Source organism: Rathayibacter sp. AY1C4 (genome assembly GCF_002932195.1).
Taxonomy (GTDB): domain Bacteria; phylum Actinomycetota; class Actinomycetes; order Actinomycetales; family Microbacteriaceae; genus Rathayibacter.
In genome coordinates, this window is the sequence record NZ_PSWE01000006.1 from 47,365 (window position 1) to 61,808 (window position 14,444).

Sequence of the window (14,444 nt, forward strand, 5' to 3'; positions counted from 1 at the left end):
GCCCAGGCGCGGGTGCCGGGGCTTGCGCACGCCGCCGGGCCCGGGAACGGCGTGCGGCCGGGACCGGGCCGCAGGGCGCGGGTAGGCTGTTCCTCCGTGACGGACGCACCGCTGGGCATCTTCGACTCCGGGGTCGGCGGGCTCACCGTCGCCCGCTCCGTGATCGACCAGCTGCAGAACGAGTCGATCGTCTACCTCGGCGACACCGCGCACTCGCCCTACGGTCCCAAGCCGCTCGCCGACGTCCGCGCCTACGCCCTCGACACCCTCGACACGCTGGTCGACCAGGGCGCCAAGCTGCTCGTCATCGCCTGCAACACCGCCTCGGCCGCGATGATGCGCGACGCCCGCGAGCGCTACACGCTCGGCCGCGGCATCCCGGTGATCGAGGTCATCCAGCCCGCCGTCCGCAGCGCTGTCCGCGACACCCGCAACCGCCGCGTCGGGGTGATCGGCACGGTCGGGACGATCCGCTCCCGCGCCTACGACGACGCCTTCGTCGCCGCGCCCGACCTGCAGCTGTTCACCGCCGCCTGCCCGCGCTTCGTCGAGTTCGTCGAGGCGGGCGTCACCTGGAGCGACGAGCTGCTCGCGGTGGCGGAGGAGTACCTCGCGCCGCTCAAGGCCGCGGGGGTCGACACGCTCGTCCTCGGCTGCACGCACTACCCGCTGCTGCGCGGTGCCATCGCCTACGTGATGGGGCCGGACGTCCGCCTCGTCTCGAGCGCCGAGGAGACCGCGCTCGACGTCTACCGGACCCTCGTGGCGCACGGCCTGCAGCGCACCTCCGCCGCTCCTCCGACCTACCGGTGGGAGGAGACGGGCTCGAGCGACTTCGTCCGCCTCGCCCGCCGCTTCCTCGGCCCGGAGGTCTCGAGCGTCGACCTCGTCGAGACCGGCACCATCAACCTGCGCGAGCTCGACCGGGCCGCGCTCCCGCACGATCGAGGGAGACCCGAGTGACCGACAGCACCGCATCGAAGGCCGCGCGCAAGGACGGGCGGGCGCCCGACGAGCTGCGCACCGTGACGATCGAGCGCGGCTGGAGCACCCAGGCCGAGGGCTCCGCGCTCGTCTCGTTCGGGAACACCAGGGTGCTCTGCACCGCCTCCTTCACGAACGGCGTGCCGCGCTGGCTGCAGGGCAAGGGCAAGGGCTGGGTCACCGCCGAGTACGCGATGCTGCCCCGCTCCACCAACTCCCGCATGGACCGCGAGTCGGTCAAGGGGAAGGTCGGCGGGCGCACGCACGAGATCTCCCGGCTGATCGGCCGGAGCCTGCGCGCGGTGGTCGACACGAAGGCGCTCGGCGAGAACACCCTCGTCATCGACTGCGACGTCCTCCAGGCCGACGGCGGCACCCGCACCGCGGCGATCACCGGCGCCTACGTGGCGATGGCCGACGCGATCGAGTGGGCGCGCGGCAAGAAGTACGTGGGGCAGAAGGCGCAGCCGCTGATCGACAGCCTCTCGGCCGTGTCCGTCGGCATCATCGACGGCGTGCCGATGCTCGACCTGGCCTACGTCGAGGACGTGCGCGCCGAGACCGACATGAACGTCGTCGTCACCGGACGCGGCCTGTTCGTCGAGGTGCAGGGCACCGCCGAGGGGGCCCCGTTCGACCGCCGCGAGCTCGACGCCCTGCTCGACCTCGCGGTCGCCGGTGCCGCCGACCTCGCCCGCATCCAGGCCGAAGCGCTCGCCGCGGAGCCCGGAGCGTGAGCCTGGACCTCGTCCTCGCCACGCACAACGCGGGCAAGGTGGAGGAGTTCCGCGCCATGCTGGCCGGCGCGCTCCCCGGAGTCGGCGTCCGCGCCTACGACGGACCCGAGCCCGTCGAGGACGGCGTGAGCTTCGCCGAGAACGCGCTGATCAAAGCGCGCGCGGCGGCGGCGCACACCGGCCTCGTGGCGCTCGCGGACGACTCCGGGATCTGCGTCGACGTCCTCGGCGGCGCGCCGGGCATCTTCTCGGCCCGTTGGTCGGGACGCGCGCACGACGCGACAGCCAACCTCGAGCTCCTCCTGGCGCAGCTGCACGACGTGAAGGCGGAGCACCGCGGTGCGCACTTCAGCTGCACCATCGCCCTCGTGGTGCCGGACTCCGTGCTCCCGGGCGGACAGGAGACGGTGGTCGAGGGCCGCTGGGACGGCGCGATCGCGACGGCTCCTCGCGGTGCGAACGGCCACGGCTACGACCCGGTGTTCGTCCCCGAGGCCGGGGCGCTCACGGCGGCCGAGCTCGCTCCCGAGCAGAAGAACGCCCGGAGCCACCGCGCCCGCGCCTTCACCGCGCTGCGCGCCGAGCTCGCCGCCCTGTCCGCCCGGCTCTGACCCCGGCGGGTTCCCACCGCGGGATGTCACTCCGGTGCACGCCTGTCGGCGTGCCGCGTGCCGGAGTGGCGTCTCGCGGAGGCGGAGGTCAGGACTTCGGGTGCTTGTCGTCCAGCGTGTCGGCGTCGAGCACGTAGGCGGCCGACTCGGTCGAGTCGGTCTCGGGGTCGGCGGCGAGCTTCGCCTTGCGCTGCTGCTGGAAGAAGTGGAACAGCGTCGGCACCAGCGCGAGCACGACCGCGCCGATCAGGATCACGTCGATGTAGTGCGAGACGAAGTCGGCGACCGGCGGGATGAAGGCGAGCAGCCACCCGATCAGGGTGACCCCGCTGCCCCAGATCAGGGCGCCGATGAGGTTGTAGAGGCTGTACTTGCGGTAGTTCATGTGGGCCACGCCGGCCGCGATCGGCGCGAAGGTGCGGACGATCGGCACGAAGCGCGCGAGGATCACGGCGAGGCCGCCGAAGCGCTCGAAGAACGCGTTGGTTCGCTTCACGTTCTCGATGCTGAAGAAGCCGGACTCCTTGCGCTCGAAGATGCGCGGGCCGGCCTTGTGCCCGATCAGGTAGCCGACCTCGCCGCCGACGAAGGCCGAGAACCCGACGGCCAGGCAGATGACCCAGATCGGGACGCCGAGGCCGCCGTTCGACGCGTTCTCGTGCGCCAGCAGGCCCGTGATGATCAGCAGCGTGTCGCCCGGGAAGAGGAAGCCGATCAGCAGTCCGGTCTCGGCGAACACGATGAGGCAGACCACGAGCACGCCCCAGGGGCCGAACGAGGTCAGGATCGTCTCCGGATCGAGCCAGGGGACGAGGGCGGCGTGATTCAACGGATCTCCAGTCGACGGGGGCCGGTGGCCGGTCGGCGGTCACGCGAGCGCGCTCAGCGTACCGGCCGATCCCGTGCGGAAGGAGGGACTCGAACCCTCACGCCTCTCGGCACAGGAACCTAAATCCTGCGTGTCTGCCATTCCACCACTCCCGCGTGCGGGCTCCAGTGTAGGAGGAGGGCCCCGCGCCTCAGCCGCGGGAGGCCGCCCGGGGGAGGTACCGCGGGATCCAGCGGGCGAGCGCCCCCGCTCCGCCCAGACCGAGCACCCCCATCACGACGGCGGCGAAGGGGAGGGAGATCAGGGCGGTGAGCGCCGACACGACGATCGGGGCGGCGGCGTTGCCCGCGTCGCCGGTGAAGCGGAACGCGCCGAGGAACGGGGCCGGATCGGCGGGGGGCGCGAGATCGGCGCCGATGGTCATCAGGATCCCGGAGCCGATGCCGTTCGCGGCCGCGAGCACGCAGGCCACGGCGACGAACCAGGGCACCGGATCGAGGGCGAGCACCGAGGCGGCGAGGGCGAGGTGGCCGAGCCCGAGGCCGATCATCGAGGGGATCGCGGTGGCGCCCCGGCCGAAGCGGTCCATCAGCTGGCCGCCGGCGTAGAAGAGGGCGAAGTCGAGCGCGCCGGCGATGCCGATGATGATCGCGGTGTCGGTCTCGGCGAGCCCGATGCTCACCGCCCAGAGGGGGAGGATCAGCGTCCGGCTCGCCCGCAGCGCCCCGATCACGGCGGCGCCGGTCCCCATCCGAGCGAGGACCCCGCGGTGCTCGCGCAGCGTCCCGAGCAGCGACTGCGGCGACTCCGGGACGGTCGCCGACGCCTCCGCGGCGACCACGTCCTCCGGAGCGGCGCGGTCGGCCGCGGCCTGCGCCCGCCGCAGCACCGTCGCGGGGTCGGGCACGAGCAGCAGGACCACGACCGCCGCCACGCAGCAGACGATGTGCACCCAGAAGACGGACTCGACGGAGCCGGTGAGGTGCACCACCCCGGCCGCCAGGAACGGGCCGATCAGCCAGCCGGCGCGGAACGCCCCGGCGAGGGCGCTGAGCGCGCGGGCGCGATGCGTGATCGGGACGAACGACGTCATGAACGCGTGGCGCGCCAGCGCGAAGACCGCGGTCGCGAGGCCGATCACGAAGACGCCGATCGTCAGCCCGACCCACGACGTCGAGAGCAGGCACACCACGAGCCCGAGGATCGACGCGGCCGAGGCTCCGAGCATGGCGCCGCGCTCGCCGATCCGCGAGACGATCCAGCCGCTGGGGATGTCGCCCGCCAGCTCGCCGATCATGATCATCCCCGCCACGAGGCCCGCCAGGGCCAGCGTCGCGCCGAGGTCGCCGGCCGCGGCCGGCAGGAGGGGGATGATCGCCCCCTCGCCGATGGAGAAGAGGAGGGTGGGGAGGAAGGTCGACAGCAGCAGCGGCCCGACGGGGAAGGGGCGCGGAGCGGTGCTGGTCACCGTCCCCAGGGTACGCCCGGGCCGGAGGGCGGCCCCCGGCCCCCGGTAGTCTGGACGCACCATGCTGGACAACGACTTCACCGAGCAGATCACTGCTCTCCGCTCCACCTTCGCCGACATCCGCGCCGTCATCGACGTGGAAGGTCTCCGCTCGAAGATCGCCGAGCTCAGCGAGCAGGCCGGCGCCCCCGACCTGTGGGACGACACGGCCAACGCGCAGAAGGTGACCAGCGCCCTCAGCCACCGCCAGTCCGAGCTCGCGCGGATCACCGCGATCGACCGGCGCCTGGACGACCTCGAGGTGCTCGTCGAGATGGCGAACGAGGCCGAGGACGCCGAGTCCGAGCAGGAGGCGATCGCCGAGCTCTCCTCCCTCCAGAAGGTCATGGGCGAGCTCGAGGTGCAGACCCTGCTCGACGGCGAGTACGACGACCGACCCGCCGTGGTCACCATCCGCGCGGGAGCGGGCGGCGTCGACGCCTCCGACTTCGCCGAGATGCTCATGCGCATGTACCTCCGCTGGGCCGAGAAGCACAAGTACGCGGCGACCGTCATGGACGCCAGCTACGCGGAGGAGGCGGGCATCAAGTCGGCCACCTTCCAGATCGACGCCCCCTACGCCTTCGGCACGCTCTCGGTCGAGGCCGGCACCCACCGCCTCGTGCGGATGAGCCCCTTCGGCGCCGCGGGCAAGCGCCAGACCTCCTTCGCCGCGGTCGAGGTCATCCCGCTGATGGAGGAGGCCGGGGCGATCGAGATCCCGGACAACGACATCCGCGTGGACGTCTTCCGCTCCTCCGGCCCCGGCGGCCAGTCGGTGAACACCACCGACTCCGCGGTGCGCCTCACCCACCTGCCCACCGGCACCGTCGTGTCGATGCAGAACGAGAAGAGCCAGATCCAGAACCGCGCCGCGGCGATGCGCGTGCTCCAGTCGCGGCTCCTGCTGCTGCAGAAGGAGCAGGAGGCGGCCACCAAGAAGGAGCTCGCCGGCACCATCACCGCGAGCTGGGGCGACCAGATGCGCAGCTACGTCCTCGCTCCGTACCAGATGGTGAAGGACCTGCGCACCGACCACGAGGTCGGCAACCCCTCGCACGTGTTCGACGGCGACCTGGACGGCTTCATCGCCGCCGGGATCCGCTGGCGGAAGTCCTCCTAGCGCGGCGCGGGCGCGTCCCCACCGACGCGCCGCGCGCCCCCTCGGCGGACTCTTCGGGATCGTCGCTTACCCTCGTACCGACATGATTCGCTTCGACAACGTCTCCAAGCAGTATCGGGGCGGCACGAGACCCGCCCTCAACGCCATCGATCTCGAGATCCTCCGGGGCGAGTTCGTCTTCCTCGTCGGCGCCTCCGGCTCCGGCAAGTCGAGCTGCCTCCGCCTGATCCTCAAGGAGGAGCGCCCCTCCTCCGGGTCGATCCACGTGCTCGGGCAGAACCTCGGCAAGATCTCGAGCCGCAAGGTCCCGTACTTCCGCCGCAACATGGGCGTCGTGTTCCAGGACTTCCGGCTGCTGCCGAACAAGTCGGTCTTCGACAACGTCGCGTTCAGCCTCCAGGTGATCGGCAAGTCGAAGGGCTACATCCAGGAGGCCGTCCCGGACACGCTCAAGATGGTGGGCCTCGCGGGCAAGGCGTCGCGCCTGCCCCACGAGCTCTCCGGCGGCGAGCAGCAGCGCGTCGCGATCGCCCGCGCCGTCGTCAACAAGCCGGCCGTCCTGCTGGCCGACGAGCCCACGGGCAACCTCGACCCGACCACGAGCGCCGGCATCATGGCGCTGCTCGAGCGGATCAACGCGGGCGGCACGACCGTGATCATGGCGACCCACGAGGCCGGCATCGTCGACCAGATGAAGCGCCGCGTCATCGAGCTCTCGGCCGGCAGCATCGTCCGCGACGAGAGCCAGGGCGGCTACGGCCAGACCGAGAGCATCACCGTCGTCCACGACGGCGTCGTGGTCGTGGCGGCCGACGACCACGCGGTCGCCGAGCAGCCCGCGCCCCCGGCGATCATCGACAGCGAGCTCGCGCCCGCCGAGGTCCCCGAGATCGACCTGCGCCAGGAGGCCCCGGCCCCGCCGCCCGAGCCGGCCCGCCTCTCGCAGACCGCCGCCCAGCCCCGCGTCCCCGAGGGCCGCCGCTCCGCCGCCGTCGAGCCGGAGCGCGAGCCGGAGCCGGCCGCCGAGCCCGCCGCCGCCCCGCGCGTCGTCGAGCTGCAGAGCCAGACCGGTCCGATCTTCCTCCCCGCCGACACCGGCGCCCTGCCCGAGGAGTCGCTCGCCGCGCGCCTCGGCCTCCGCGCCCACGCGGGCGAGGGCGACGAGACCGGCGACGACCAGCAGAACGTAGGACCCGTCAAGTGAGATTCGCACTGATCTGGTCGGAGGTCGCCAGCGGCCTCCGGCGCAACGTCTCCATGGTCGTCTCGGTGATCCTGGTGACCTTCATCTCCCTCACCTTCGTCGGCACGGCGATCCTGCTCCAGATGCAGATCGGCCAGATGAAGAACTTCTGGTACGACAAGGCGCAGGTCGCGGTGTACATGTGCACCGCCACCTCCGGCGGCTCGAACTGCAGCGGCTCCGACGCCACCGCCGAGCAGATCGACGCGGTGCAGGGCCAGCTCGAGGGCGCCACGCTCGCGCCGTACATCGACCGCTCCTACTTCGAGGACCACGACCAGGCCTACGCGAACTTCCAGGAGCAGTTCGCGGGCAACCCGGTCGCCGAGTACGTCACTCCCGACCTGCTCAACCAGACCTTCTGGATTAATCTGAAGGACCCGACCCAGTCGGACGTCATCGTGGAGAGCCTGTCGAGCGTCTCGGGAGTCGAGAGCGTCACCGACCAGCGGCAGTACCTCGACCAGATCTTCTCGATCCTCAACGCGGCGAGCTACACAGCGATCGGCATCGCCGTCCTGATGCTCGTCGCGGCCGTGCTGCTCATCGCCACCACGATCCGCCTCTCGGCGTTCTCGCGGAGACGGGAGCTGGGCATCATGCGGCTCGTGGGGGCCTCGAACCGGTTCATCCAGACCCCGTTCATCCTCGAGGGGGTCTTCGCCGCGCTGGTCGGCTCGATCCTCGCGGGAGTCGCGGTGGTCGCCATCGTGCAGGTCTTCGTGCAGGGGTTCCTGGCGTACCGGATCCCGCTGACCTCCTTCGTGGGACTCGACGACGCTCTGATCGTCGTGCCGATCCTGATCGTGGTCGGCATCGTCCTGGCCGCCGTCTCGGCGAACGTCGCGATCGCGCGGTACCTGCGGGTCTGATCCCGGACCGGACGTATACTGGTGGGCTGTCTCGTTCGGGGCGGCCCACCGGTGCATCGCCCCGACGATGCCCGCCCCCTTCATCCGCTCGCGACCCGAGGAGCAGCCGTGCCCAGAGAACAGGGACAGAAGGTCGTCGCGACCAACCGCAAGGCGCGCCACGACTACCTCATCGAGGACACCTACGAGGCGGGCCTCGTGCTCACCGGCACCGAGGTGAAGTCCCTCCGGGCAGGCCGAGCCTCGCTGGTCGACGGCTACGCGTTCGTCGACGGGGGAGAGGCGTGGCTCGACGCCGTCCACATCAACGAGTGGGCCCAGGGCACCTGGACGAACCACCCGCCGCGCCGCAAGCGCAAGCTGCTGCTGCACAAGGCGCAGATCCTCAAGATCCACAACAAGGTGAAGGAGGGCGGGTACACGCTGATCCCGCTCTCGCTGTACTTCAGCGACGGCAAGGCCAAGGTCGAGCTTGCCGTGGCCAAGGGCAAGAAGGACTACGACAAGCGCCAGGTCCTCCGAGAGCGCCAGGACCGCCGCGAGGCGGACCGTGCGATGTCGACCCGCCGCCGCCTCGGCGAGTAGGCCCCGGCGGGCACTGTCCGACGGGTGCCGCGCAAGCCTCTTCTTCGCGCCCCGTGCTTTGGGAGACTGGGGCGCGTGACCTCCCCCGAGAACAGCGCCCCCGCCGCCCTGAGCGCCGCCGACGAGAAGACGCGGTGGCGCGCCTTCGCGGTGAGCGTCGGAGTCGCGGCCATCACGATCCTCGACCTCTCGAAGGTCAACGTCGGCCTGCCGTCGATCGAGCGCTCGCTCGGAGCGGACGCGAGCCAGCTGCAGCTGATCGTCGCGGGCTACGCGCTCGCCTTCGGACTGGCGCTCGTGCCGGCCGGTCGGCTGGGCGACATCCGCTCGCGCCGCCTGCTGTTCCTCATCGGGCTGACCGCGTTCACGGTGACGAGCCTGCTCTGCGCGCTCGCGCCGTCGATCGAGCTGCTCGTCGTCGCGCGCTTCCTGCAGGGCGTCGCCGCGGGCATCCAGATGCCCCAGGTCCTCGGGCTGGTGCAGCAGATGTTCACCGGCGCCGAGCGGGCCCGGGCCTTCGGGGTCTTCGGCGCGACCATCGGCCTGTCGACCGCCTTCGGCCCGACCCTCGGCGGCCTCCTGATCGCGATCGGCGGCGAGCAGGACGGCTGGCGCCTGCTGTTCTGGATGAACATCCCGCTTGGCGTCGCCGCGCTGGTCTTCGCCTGGAAGCTCATCCCGAAGAAGCGCTCGCGGCCCGAGGGAGACCGGTCCCTCGACCCGGTCGGCCTGCTCCTGCTGGCGGTCGCGATCTTCGCGTTCATGCTGCCGTTCCTGCTGACCACGGGCTCCTCCTCGGACTCGCCCTACCGCTGGTTCTGGCTGGTCCTCGCCGCGGCCGCCGCCGCCGTCTTCGTGCGCTGGGAGGCGCACTACGCCGCGTCGGGGCGGACGCCCGTCATCGACTTCCGCATCTTCCGGACCAGCTCCTACCGCAACGGCATCCTGGTCGCGACCTCCTACTTCGCCGCGATCCCGGCGACCTTCCTCCTCACCACGCTCTTCCTCCAGCAGGGGCTCGGCCTCGAGCCGGTGTTCGCCGGCATGGTGAGCATCCCGTTCGCGCTGACCTCGGCGGTGACAGCCTGGTACGGCGGCAAGCTCGTGCAGCGCTACGGCCGCGCACTGGTGGTGCTCGGCATCGTGCTCGTGGTCATCGGCTTCACGCTCGTGCTGCTCGCCGCCGAGCTCCTCCCGGCCGAGACCGCGGCCTACGGCATGGGTGCCGCGATGCTCGTCGCCGGGGCCGGCGGCGGCTTCGTCGTGTCGCCGAACCAGACGCTCACCCTCGCCGAGATCCCGCCGGCGCAGGGCGGCGTGGCGGGCTCCGTGGGCCAGCTCGGCCAGCGCGTGGGCACCGCGGTCGGCACCGCCTGCGCCTCCGCCGTCTTCTTCGCGACGCTGGCGAGCGAGCAGGGGATGGCGGAGGGGCTGGACCGCTACCACGACGCCTTCCGCAACGGCTACTTCGTCACCCTCGGGCTGATCGCGCTCGCGCTCGTGCTGGGTCTGCTCGATCTGCGCCGCCGCCGGGTGACCGCCCGCGGAGCTGAGGTAGACTAGGACCCGTAACTCCACAGTGTGCGACGAACGACCCACTCCAGCGGCCTCCGGGCCGTCGAGTGCTCGCGGGGATGATCGGTTTCGACATTGCCTGCGAAACTGCGAGAAGCGGGTCGAGGATCCAGGGTCATCTCGTCAACGATCCCTGGAAAACACAGGTGCCGAACAGAAGCGCACCGACTTCGCTCTCGCTGCCTAAGCCAGAGTAGATAGTCCGTCAGCCCGTGGGTGCGTCCTCGCCCCGGATCCTGGCGTCATCTAGAGGACTTGCTGCGTCGTTACGCCTGAGGGCGACGCGGGACTTGCACTCGGGCTGGGCCCGTCGACCGATGCGCCGATGGTAACGATCGGGGCCGAGCAGAACGCTCTCATCGGCTACACCCGTAGAAGGCGCAGAATCACAGCGATGGACGGGGGTTCGATTCCCCCCATCTCCACCACCGGTCGTCGTCGCACACTGGGAGCTCCGCTCCGCCGCCCTCACGACGGTCGCACGTCGAGCTGTCTGATCCGCCCGTAGAGGGTGAGCATCGCCAGCCGGTCGTCGTCGTCGTGCGCCGGGCCGGCGAGAGCCTGCGGCGGGGCCCAGTCCCGGTAGAGCATGCCGGGCGCCAGCACGGCGACGGTGGTGCCGGCCGGGTAGTGGGCGCTGCGGTCCACCGGCAGCTCGGCGAACGCATCGGGCAGGAGCCGGTGCAGCACCTCCAGCAGAGGACGGAGGCGTACTGCTCGCGCCTCGTGCACGGAGAGGGTCACGGCGTTCATCGCGGCGAGCGCGGCCACCAGGTGCTCGGCGGCGGCGTCGTCGTCGCACCGCTCGGTGACCAGCAGCGAGACCACACCACGCGGCTTCAGCCAGCCGAGCGTGGCGGCCTCGGCGTCGCCGTCCACCGAGACGACGCGGTCGGAGGCGTGGGCGTAGTCGTGCAGGAGCCGCGACCAGACGTCGCCCGGGCCGGGCCCGTCGACCTGCGCGACCGCCTCCGCCGCGGCGAGCAGGGAGCTCTGCCGGTGGAGCCTCGGGAACAGGCTGTCCGCCGGTCCCCAGTGCTGCTCGGCCGTGCGCGAGCGCTCGGGGGGTTCCTGATCGTGCCGGTCCTGCATGTCGACTCCTGAGCCGCCGGTCTCCGCGCCCCCTCGCGCCTGCCGGTCGTCCCTTCACCCTGCGCTCCGACGGAGCACGTGTCAATGAGCCGAACGGGGGTCGATCGGAGCCGTGGTCAGCGAGCGGAGCCGAAGAGGCTGCCGGTGGTGGAGTCGTCGGCCGGATCGAGGACCGCGCAGACGATCGTGCGGTCCCCGTGGCGCCAGCCGACCTCGGAGGGGACGAGCGAGCGGTACTCGAGGGCGGAGTCGCCGTAGGCGATCCCCATCACGGCGCCGAACTCCGGCTCGCAGCCCGCCTCGGCCTGGGCGAGCAGCGTGTTGCGGCTGGTGTAGCGGTCTCCGGGCTGCGCGAACGTGTGGAAGACCTCCAGTTCGTGCTCCTCGGCGCAGGGAACGACGTCCACGTCGGCGATGCGGTCGTCGCCCGGGTCGGCCAGGCAGTCGCCGCGCCGCAGCGAGAACACGTCGGTGACGCCGGCGGTCGCCACCGTGCCGCCCTCGTCACGCACGGCCTCCGGGCCGTCCGGCCCGACGACGGAGGAGCAGCCCGAGAGGAGCAGGAGGAGCGCCGCCGAGGCGAGCGCGGCCGTCCGGCTCCTCATCGCGGCGCCACGATCGCGAGCACCTCGTCGTGCAGCAGGCCGTTGGTGGCGACGGCGCTGCCGTGCCACGGCCCGTCCTCCCCGTCGGCGGAGGTGAAGCGGCCGCCCGCCTCCTGCACGATCGGCACCAGGGCGGCCAGGTCGTAGGGCTTCACGTCGAACTCGCCCGCACCGTCGAGGAGGCCCTCGGCGACGAGCATGTAGGGCCACGCGTCCCCGTACGCCCGGTCGCGCCAGACGGCGCCGGCGAGCTCGAGCAGCTGCGGGAGACGGCCCGCACCCTTCCACTGCTGGATGCTGTTGTAGCTGAAGGTCGCCGAGGCGAGCGTGTCGATCCCCGAGACGCGCAGCGGTCGCGGCTCGGTTCCGGCCTCCAGCTCGACGGCCCAGGCGCCGGAGCCCTCGGCCGCCCACCAGCGCGTGCCGAGAGCGGGAGCGGAGACGACTCCGACGACGGGGACGCCGTCGACCGCGAGCGCGATCAGGGTCGCCCAGATCGGGACGCCGCGGAGGAAGTGGGCGGTGCCGTCGATCGGGTCGAGGATCCACTGCCGCGAGGCCTCGCCCGAGGTGCCGAACTCCTCGCCGAGGATCGCGTCGTCCGGACGCTCGGCGGCGAGCAACGCGCGGATCGCCTCCTCGACGGCGCGGTCGGCGTCGGTGACCGGGGTGCGGTCGAGCTTCGTGTCCACGACGAGGTCGAGCGCGCCGAACCGCTCCCGCGAGATCGCATCGGCCGCGTCCGCCAGGCGGAGGGCGAGTCGGAGGTCGTCGTCGAAGCTCTGGTCACTGCTCTGCGGGGTCACGCGACCACGATACCGGTGGGTCCCGCGGAGCCTCCGATCGCTGCCGCGGGCTTTCCGTCGCACTCGATTTGACGAGACGGGGGGAGACGCTGGTAGTGTGATCCCTCGGTTCGGCACGCACGATCAGCCGGCCGGAACGCACCTCTAGCTCAATCGGCAGAGCAACTGACTCTTAATCAGTGGGTTCTCGGTTCAAGTCCGAGGGGGTGCACCACCAGCCCCGCACCTCCTCGTGAGGTGCGGGGCTTCGTCGTTCCCGGTCCGTGTCCGTTCCCGACCTCCTCCGAGCGCCCGCAGGGGGAGCGCCGGCCCGTGCTCACTCGCTGGAGGGTGCGGCGGTCGACGGGTCGAAAGGCGGCAGGACTCCGCGGAAGCCGACGCTCGTGGAGCCGATCCCGATGTCGAGCGCGTCCGAGGCCCGGGCCTGATCGGCGGCGGCGGCGGTCAGGCTCAGGGTGATGCCCGTCCGCGTGAAGGCCCGGGCGACGGTGCTCCAGGCCGGGTCGACGTCTCCGTCCGCCGACGTTAACAGGCGCCTGAGCATCCGCACGGTGTCCGGCGCAGAATGCGGACCGACCCCCGTTCGCGTGGCAGGATCTCCGTTCGCTTCCGTTTCCCCTCCAGAAAGGACCGATGTGCCCGAAGACGTCCTCCCCGTGATCGGCTCGATCGCGCTCGCCGTGGTGATCGCGGTCGTGATCGCCGTGGTCGCGACCGCCGTCGTCGCCCTCGTGCTGCGCTCGGTCGGCAAGCGCAAGACCTGGGCGCGCCTGCTGATCCGGCGTCTGCGCATCCCGTTCCGCGTGCTGCTGATGACCATCGCGGTCTGGGCCGCGCTCGCCGCCACCGTGTCGGGCGACCCCTGGCCGGGTCTCGTGCAGCGGGTGTTCCAGATCGCCACGATCGGCGCGGCGGCGTGGGTGATCGGATCCCTGTTCGTGTTCCTCGAGGACCTGGGCGCCGAGCGCTACCGGACCGACACGGCCGACAACCGCCGGGCACGCCGCCTCCGCACGCAGATGACGATCATCCGGAGGGTCGCCGTGGCTGCCGTCGTGGTCATCGCGATCGGCGCCTCGCTGCTGACCTTCCCCGAGGCCCGCACGGCCGGTGCGAGCCTCCTGGCCTCGGCCGGCGTGCTCTCGATCGTGGCGGGCCTGGCCGCGCAGTCGAGCCTCACGAACATCTTCGCCGGGATGCAGCTCGCCTTCAGCGACGCCATCCGCCTGGACGACGTGGTGATCGTCGAGACCGAGTGGGGGCGGATCGAGGAGATCACGCTGACCTACGTCGTCGTCCACCTCTGGGACGACCGCCGCCTGGTGCTGCCCACGAACTACTTCACGACCCAGCCGTTCCAGAACTGGACCCGCACCGGGTCCGAGCTGCTCGGCGCCGTCGAGCTCGACCTGGACTGGCGGGTGAGCCCCGAGCAGATGCGCGACGAGCTGCACCGCATGCTCGAGGAGACGGACCTCTGGGACCGGCGCACCAGTGTCCTGCAGGTGACCGACGCGACGGGCGGCTTCGTCCGGATTCGGGTGCTCGTCACCGCGAAGGACGCGCCGACGCTCTTCGACCTGCGCTGCTACGTGCGCGAGCGGCTCGTCTCGTGGCTGCACGAGAACGACCCCGTCGCCCTGCCGCGTCAGCGCGTCGAGATGGAGCGGGAGCCCGCTCCCGCCGTGACCCCGCGCCGGCACGGGTCCTCCGCCCCGGACAACCTGTTCTCGGGCGACGAGCGCTCGAACGAGCGGGGGGCGATGTTCACAGGTCTCATCGACCTGCGGGACACCCCGAAGCGGGACACCCCGAAGCGGGAGCTGCCGCCGCGGGACTGACTCCTGCGAGGACGCCGCTCCCACGGCCGCGCCC

General features: G+C 71.6%; 15 protein-coding genes, 2 tRNA genes and 1 other RNA gene. 11 read left to right on the plus strand and 7 right to left on the minus strand.

From position 1 onward, the window contains the following. Positions 1 to 96 precede the first annotated feature (96 nt). Genes murI through rdgB form a run of 3 tightly spaced genes read left to right on the plus strand, consistent with a single transcriptional unit; the run spans position 97 to position 2,332 of the window. The gene (murI, locus tag C5C99_RS04495) at positions 97 to 963 is read left to right on the plus strand and encodes a glutamate racemase (protein ID WP_104223566.1); all 867 of its coding nucleotides are present in this window, start codon (positions 97 to 99) and stop codon (positions 961 to 963) included. Then, positions 960 to 1,721: a ribonuclease PH gene (gene rph, locus C5C99_RS04500; RefSeq protein WP_104223565.1), complete on the plus strand. Its 762-nt coding sequence runs from the start codon at positions 960 to 962 to the stop codon at positions 1,719 to 1,721. Before murI ends, rph begins: the two co-directional genes overlap by 4 nt. Next, positions 1,718 to 2,332, plus strand: a complete 615-nt coding sequence (gene rdgB, locus C5C99_RS04505) for an RdgB/HAM1 family non-canonical purine NTP pyrophosphatase (RefSeq protein ID WP_104223564.1) — start codon at positions 1,718 to 1,720, stop codon at positions 2,330 to 2,332. The genes rph and rdgB overlap by 4 nt, the downstream gene beginning before the upstream one ends. 88 nt (positions 2,333 to 2,420) lie before the next feature. Here rdgB and C5C99_RS04510 read toward each other — a convergent pair whose 3' ends face one another. The 3 genes from C5C99_RS04510 to C5C99_RS04520 all read right to left on the minus strand — a co-directional run bounded on the left by C5C99_RS04510 (position 2,421) and on the right by C5C99_RS04520 (position 4,629). After that, positions 2,421 to 3,161 carry a DedA family protein gene (locus tag C5C99_RS04510; protein WP_104223563.1) on the minus strand — a complete coding sequence of 247 codons (741 nt, stop codon included), beginning with the start codon at positions 3,159 to 3,161 and terminating at the stop codon, positions 2,421 to 2,423. Between the two features lie 74 nt (positions 3,162 to 3,235). Continuing rightward, positions 3,236 to 3,316 (minus strand) — tRNA-Leu (locus tag C5C99_RS04515). A 35-nt stretch (positions 3,317 to 3,351) separates the two neighbouring features. Next, positions 3,352 to 4,629, minus strand: a complete 1,278-nt coding sequence (locus tag C5C99_RS04520; protein WP_258059482.1) for an MFS transporter — start codon at positions 4,627 to 4,629, stop codon at positions 3,352 to 3,354. A gap of 61 nt (positions 4,630 to 4,690) precedes the next feature. Between C5C99_RS04520 and prfB the strand changes: the two genes are divergently transcribed. The 6 genes from prfB (at position 4,691) to ssrA (ending at position 10,494) form a co-directional block, all read left to right on the plus strand. Next, complete coding sequence (prfB, locus tag C5C99_RS04525; RefSeq protein ID WP_104223561.1) at positions 4,691 to 5,791, plus strand: peptide chain release factor 2; 1,101 nt, start codon at positions 4,691 to 4,693, stop codon at positions 5,789 to 5,791. Between the two features lie 82 nt (positions 5,792 to 5,873). Beyond that, positions 5,874 to 6,995 (plus strand): cell division ATP-binding protein FtsE, encoded by a 1,122-nt coding sequence (gene ftsE, locus C5C99_RS04530; protein ID WP_104233202.1) that lies wholly within the window; start codon positions 5,874 to 5,876, stop codon positions 6,993 to 6,995. Continuing rightward, positions 6,992 to 7,906 (plus strand): permease-like cell division protein FtsX, encoded by a 915-nt coding sequence (gene ftsX / locus C5C99_RS04535; protein WP_104223559.1) that lies wholly within the window; start codon positions 6,992 to 6,994, stop codon positions 7,904 to 7,906. Before ftsE ends, ftsX begins: the two co-directional genes overlap by 4 nt. Positions 7,907 to 8,014: 108 nt before the next feature. After that, the gene (gene smpB / locus C5C99_RS04540; protein WP_104223558.1) at positions 8,015 to 8,491 is read left to right on the plus strand and encodes an SsrA-binding protein SmpB; all 477 of its coding nucleotides are present in this window, start codon (positions 8,015 to 8,017) and stop codon (positions 8,489 to 8,491) included. A 75-nt stretch (positions 8,492 to 8,566) separates the two neighbouring features. Further along, positions 8,567 to 10,054: an MFS transporter gene (locus C5C99_RS04545; protein WP_104223557.1), complete on the plus strand. Its 1,488-nt coding sequence runs from the start codon at positions 8,567 to 8,569 to the stop codon at positions 10,052 to 10,054. A 67-nt stretch (positions 10,055 to 10,121) separates the two neighbouring features. Then, positions 10,122 to 10,494, plus strand: a transfer-messenger RNA (tmRNA) gene (gene ssrA, locus C5C99_RS04550). Positions 10,495 to 10,534: 40 nt separating this feature from the next. Here ssrA and C5C99_RS04555 read toward each other — a convergent pair. The 3 genes from C5C99_RS04555 to C5C99_RS04565 all read right to left on the minus strand — a co-directional run bounded on the left by C5C99_RS04555 (position 10,535) and on the right by C5C99_RS04565 (position 12,569). Beyond that, entirely contained in the window at positions 10,535 to 11,158 is a 624-nt protein-coding gene (locus tag C5C99_RS04555; RefSeq protein WP_104339665.1) for a hypothetical protein, read from the minus strand. A gap of 116 nt (positions 11,159 to 11,274) precedes the next feature. Further along, positions 11,275 to 11,763 carry a septum formation family protein gene (locus C5C99_RS04560; protein ID WP_104233204.1) on the minus strand — a complete coding sequence of 163 codons (489 nt, stop codon included), beginning with the start codon at positions 11,761 to 11,763 and terminating at the stop codon, positions 11,275 to 11,277. Further along, a complete protein-coding gene (locus tag C5C99_RS04565; protein WP_104339666.1) occupies positions 11,760 to 12,569 on the minus strand; it encodes an inositol monophosphatase family protein in 810 nt (269 codons plus the stop codon). Before C5C99_RS04565 ends, C5C99_RS04560 begins: the two co-directional genes overlap by 4 nt. A 138-nt stretch (positions 12,570 to 12,707) precedes the next feature. On the opposite strand from C5C99_RS04565, the gene C5C99_RS04570 reads away from it, so the two are divergent. Further along, positions 12,708 to 12,783 (plus strand) — tRNA-Lys (locus C5C99_RS04570). A 102-nt stretch (positions 12,784 to 12,885) separates the two neighbouring features. On the opposite strand, the gene C5C99_RS17025 is transcribed toward C5C99_RS04570, so the two are convergent. Next, a complete protein-coding gene (locus C5C99_RS17025; protein ID WP_181074543.1) occupies positions 12,886 to 13,113 on the minus strand; it encodes a hypothetical protein in 228 nt (75 codons plus the stop codon). Between the two features lie 91 nt (positions 13,114 to 13,204). Here C5C99_RS17025 and C5C99_RS04575 point away from each other — a divergent pair, with 91 nt between their 5' ends. Next, entirely contained in the window at positions 13,205 to 14,410 is a 1,206-nt protein-coding gene (locus C5C99_RS04575; protein WP_258059390.1) for a mechanosensitive ion channel family protein, read from the plus strand. Positions 14,411 to 14,444: the final 34 nt, after the last annotated feature.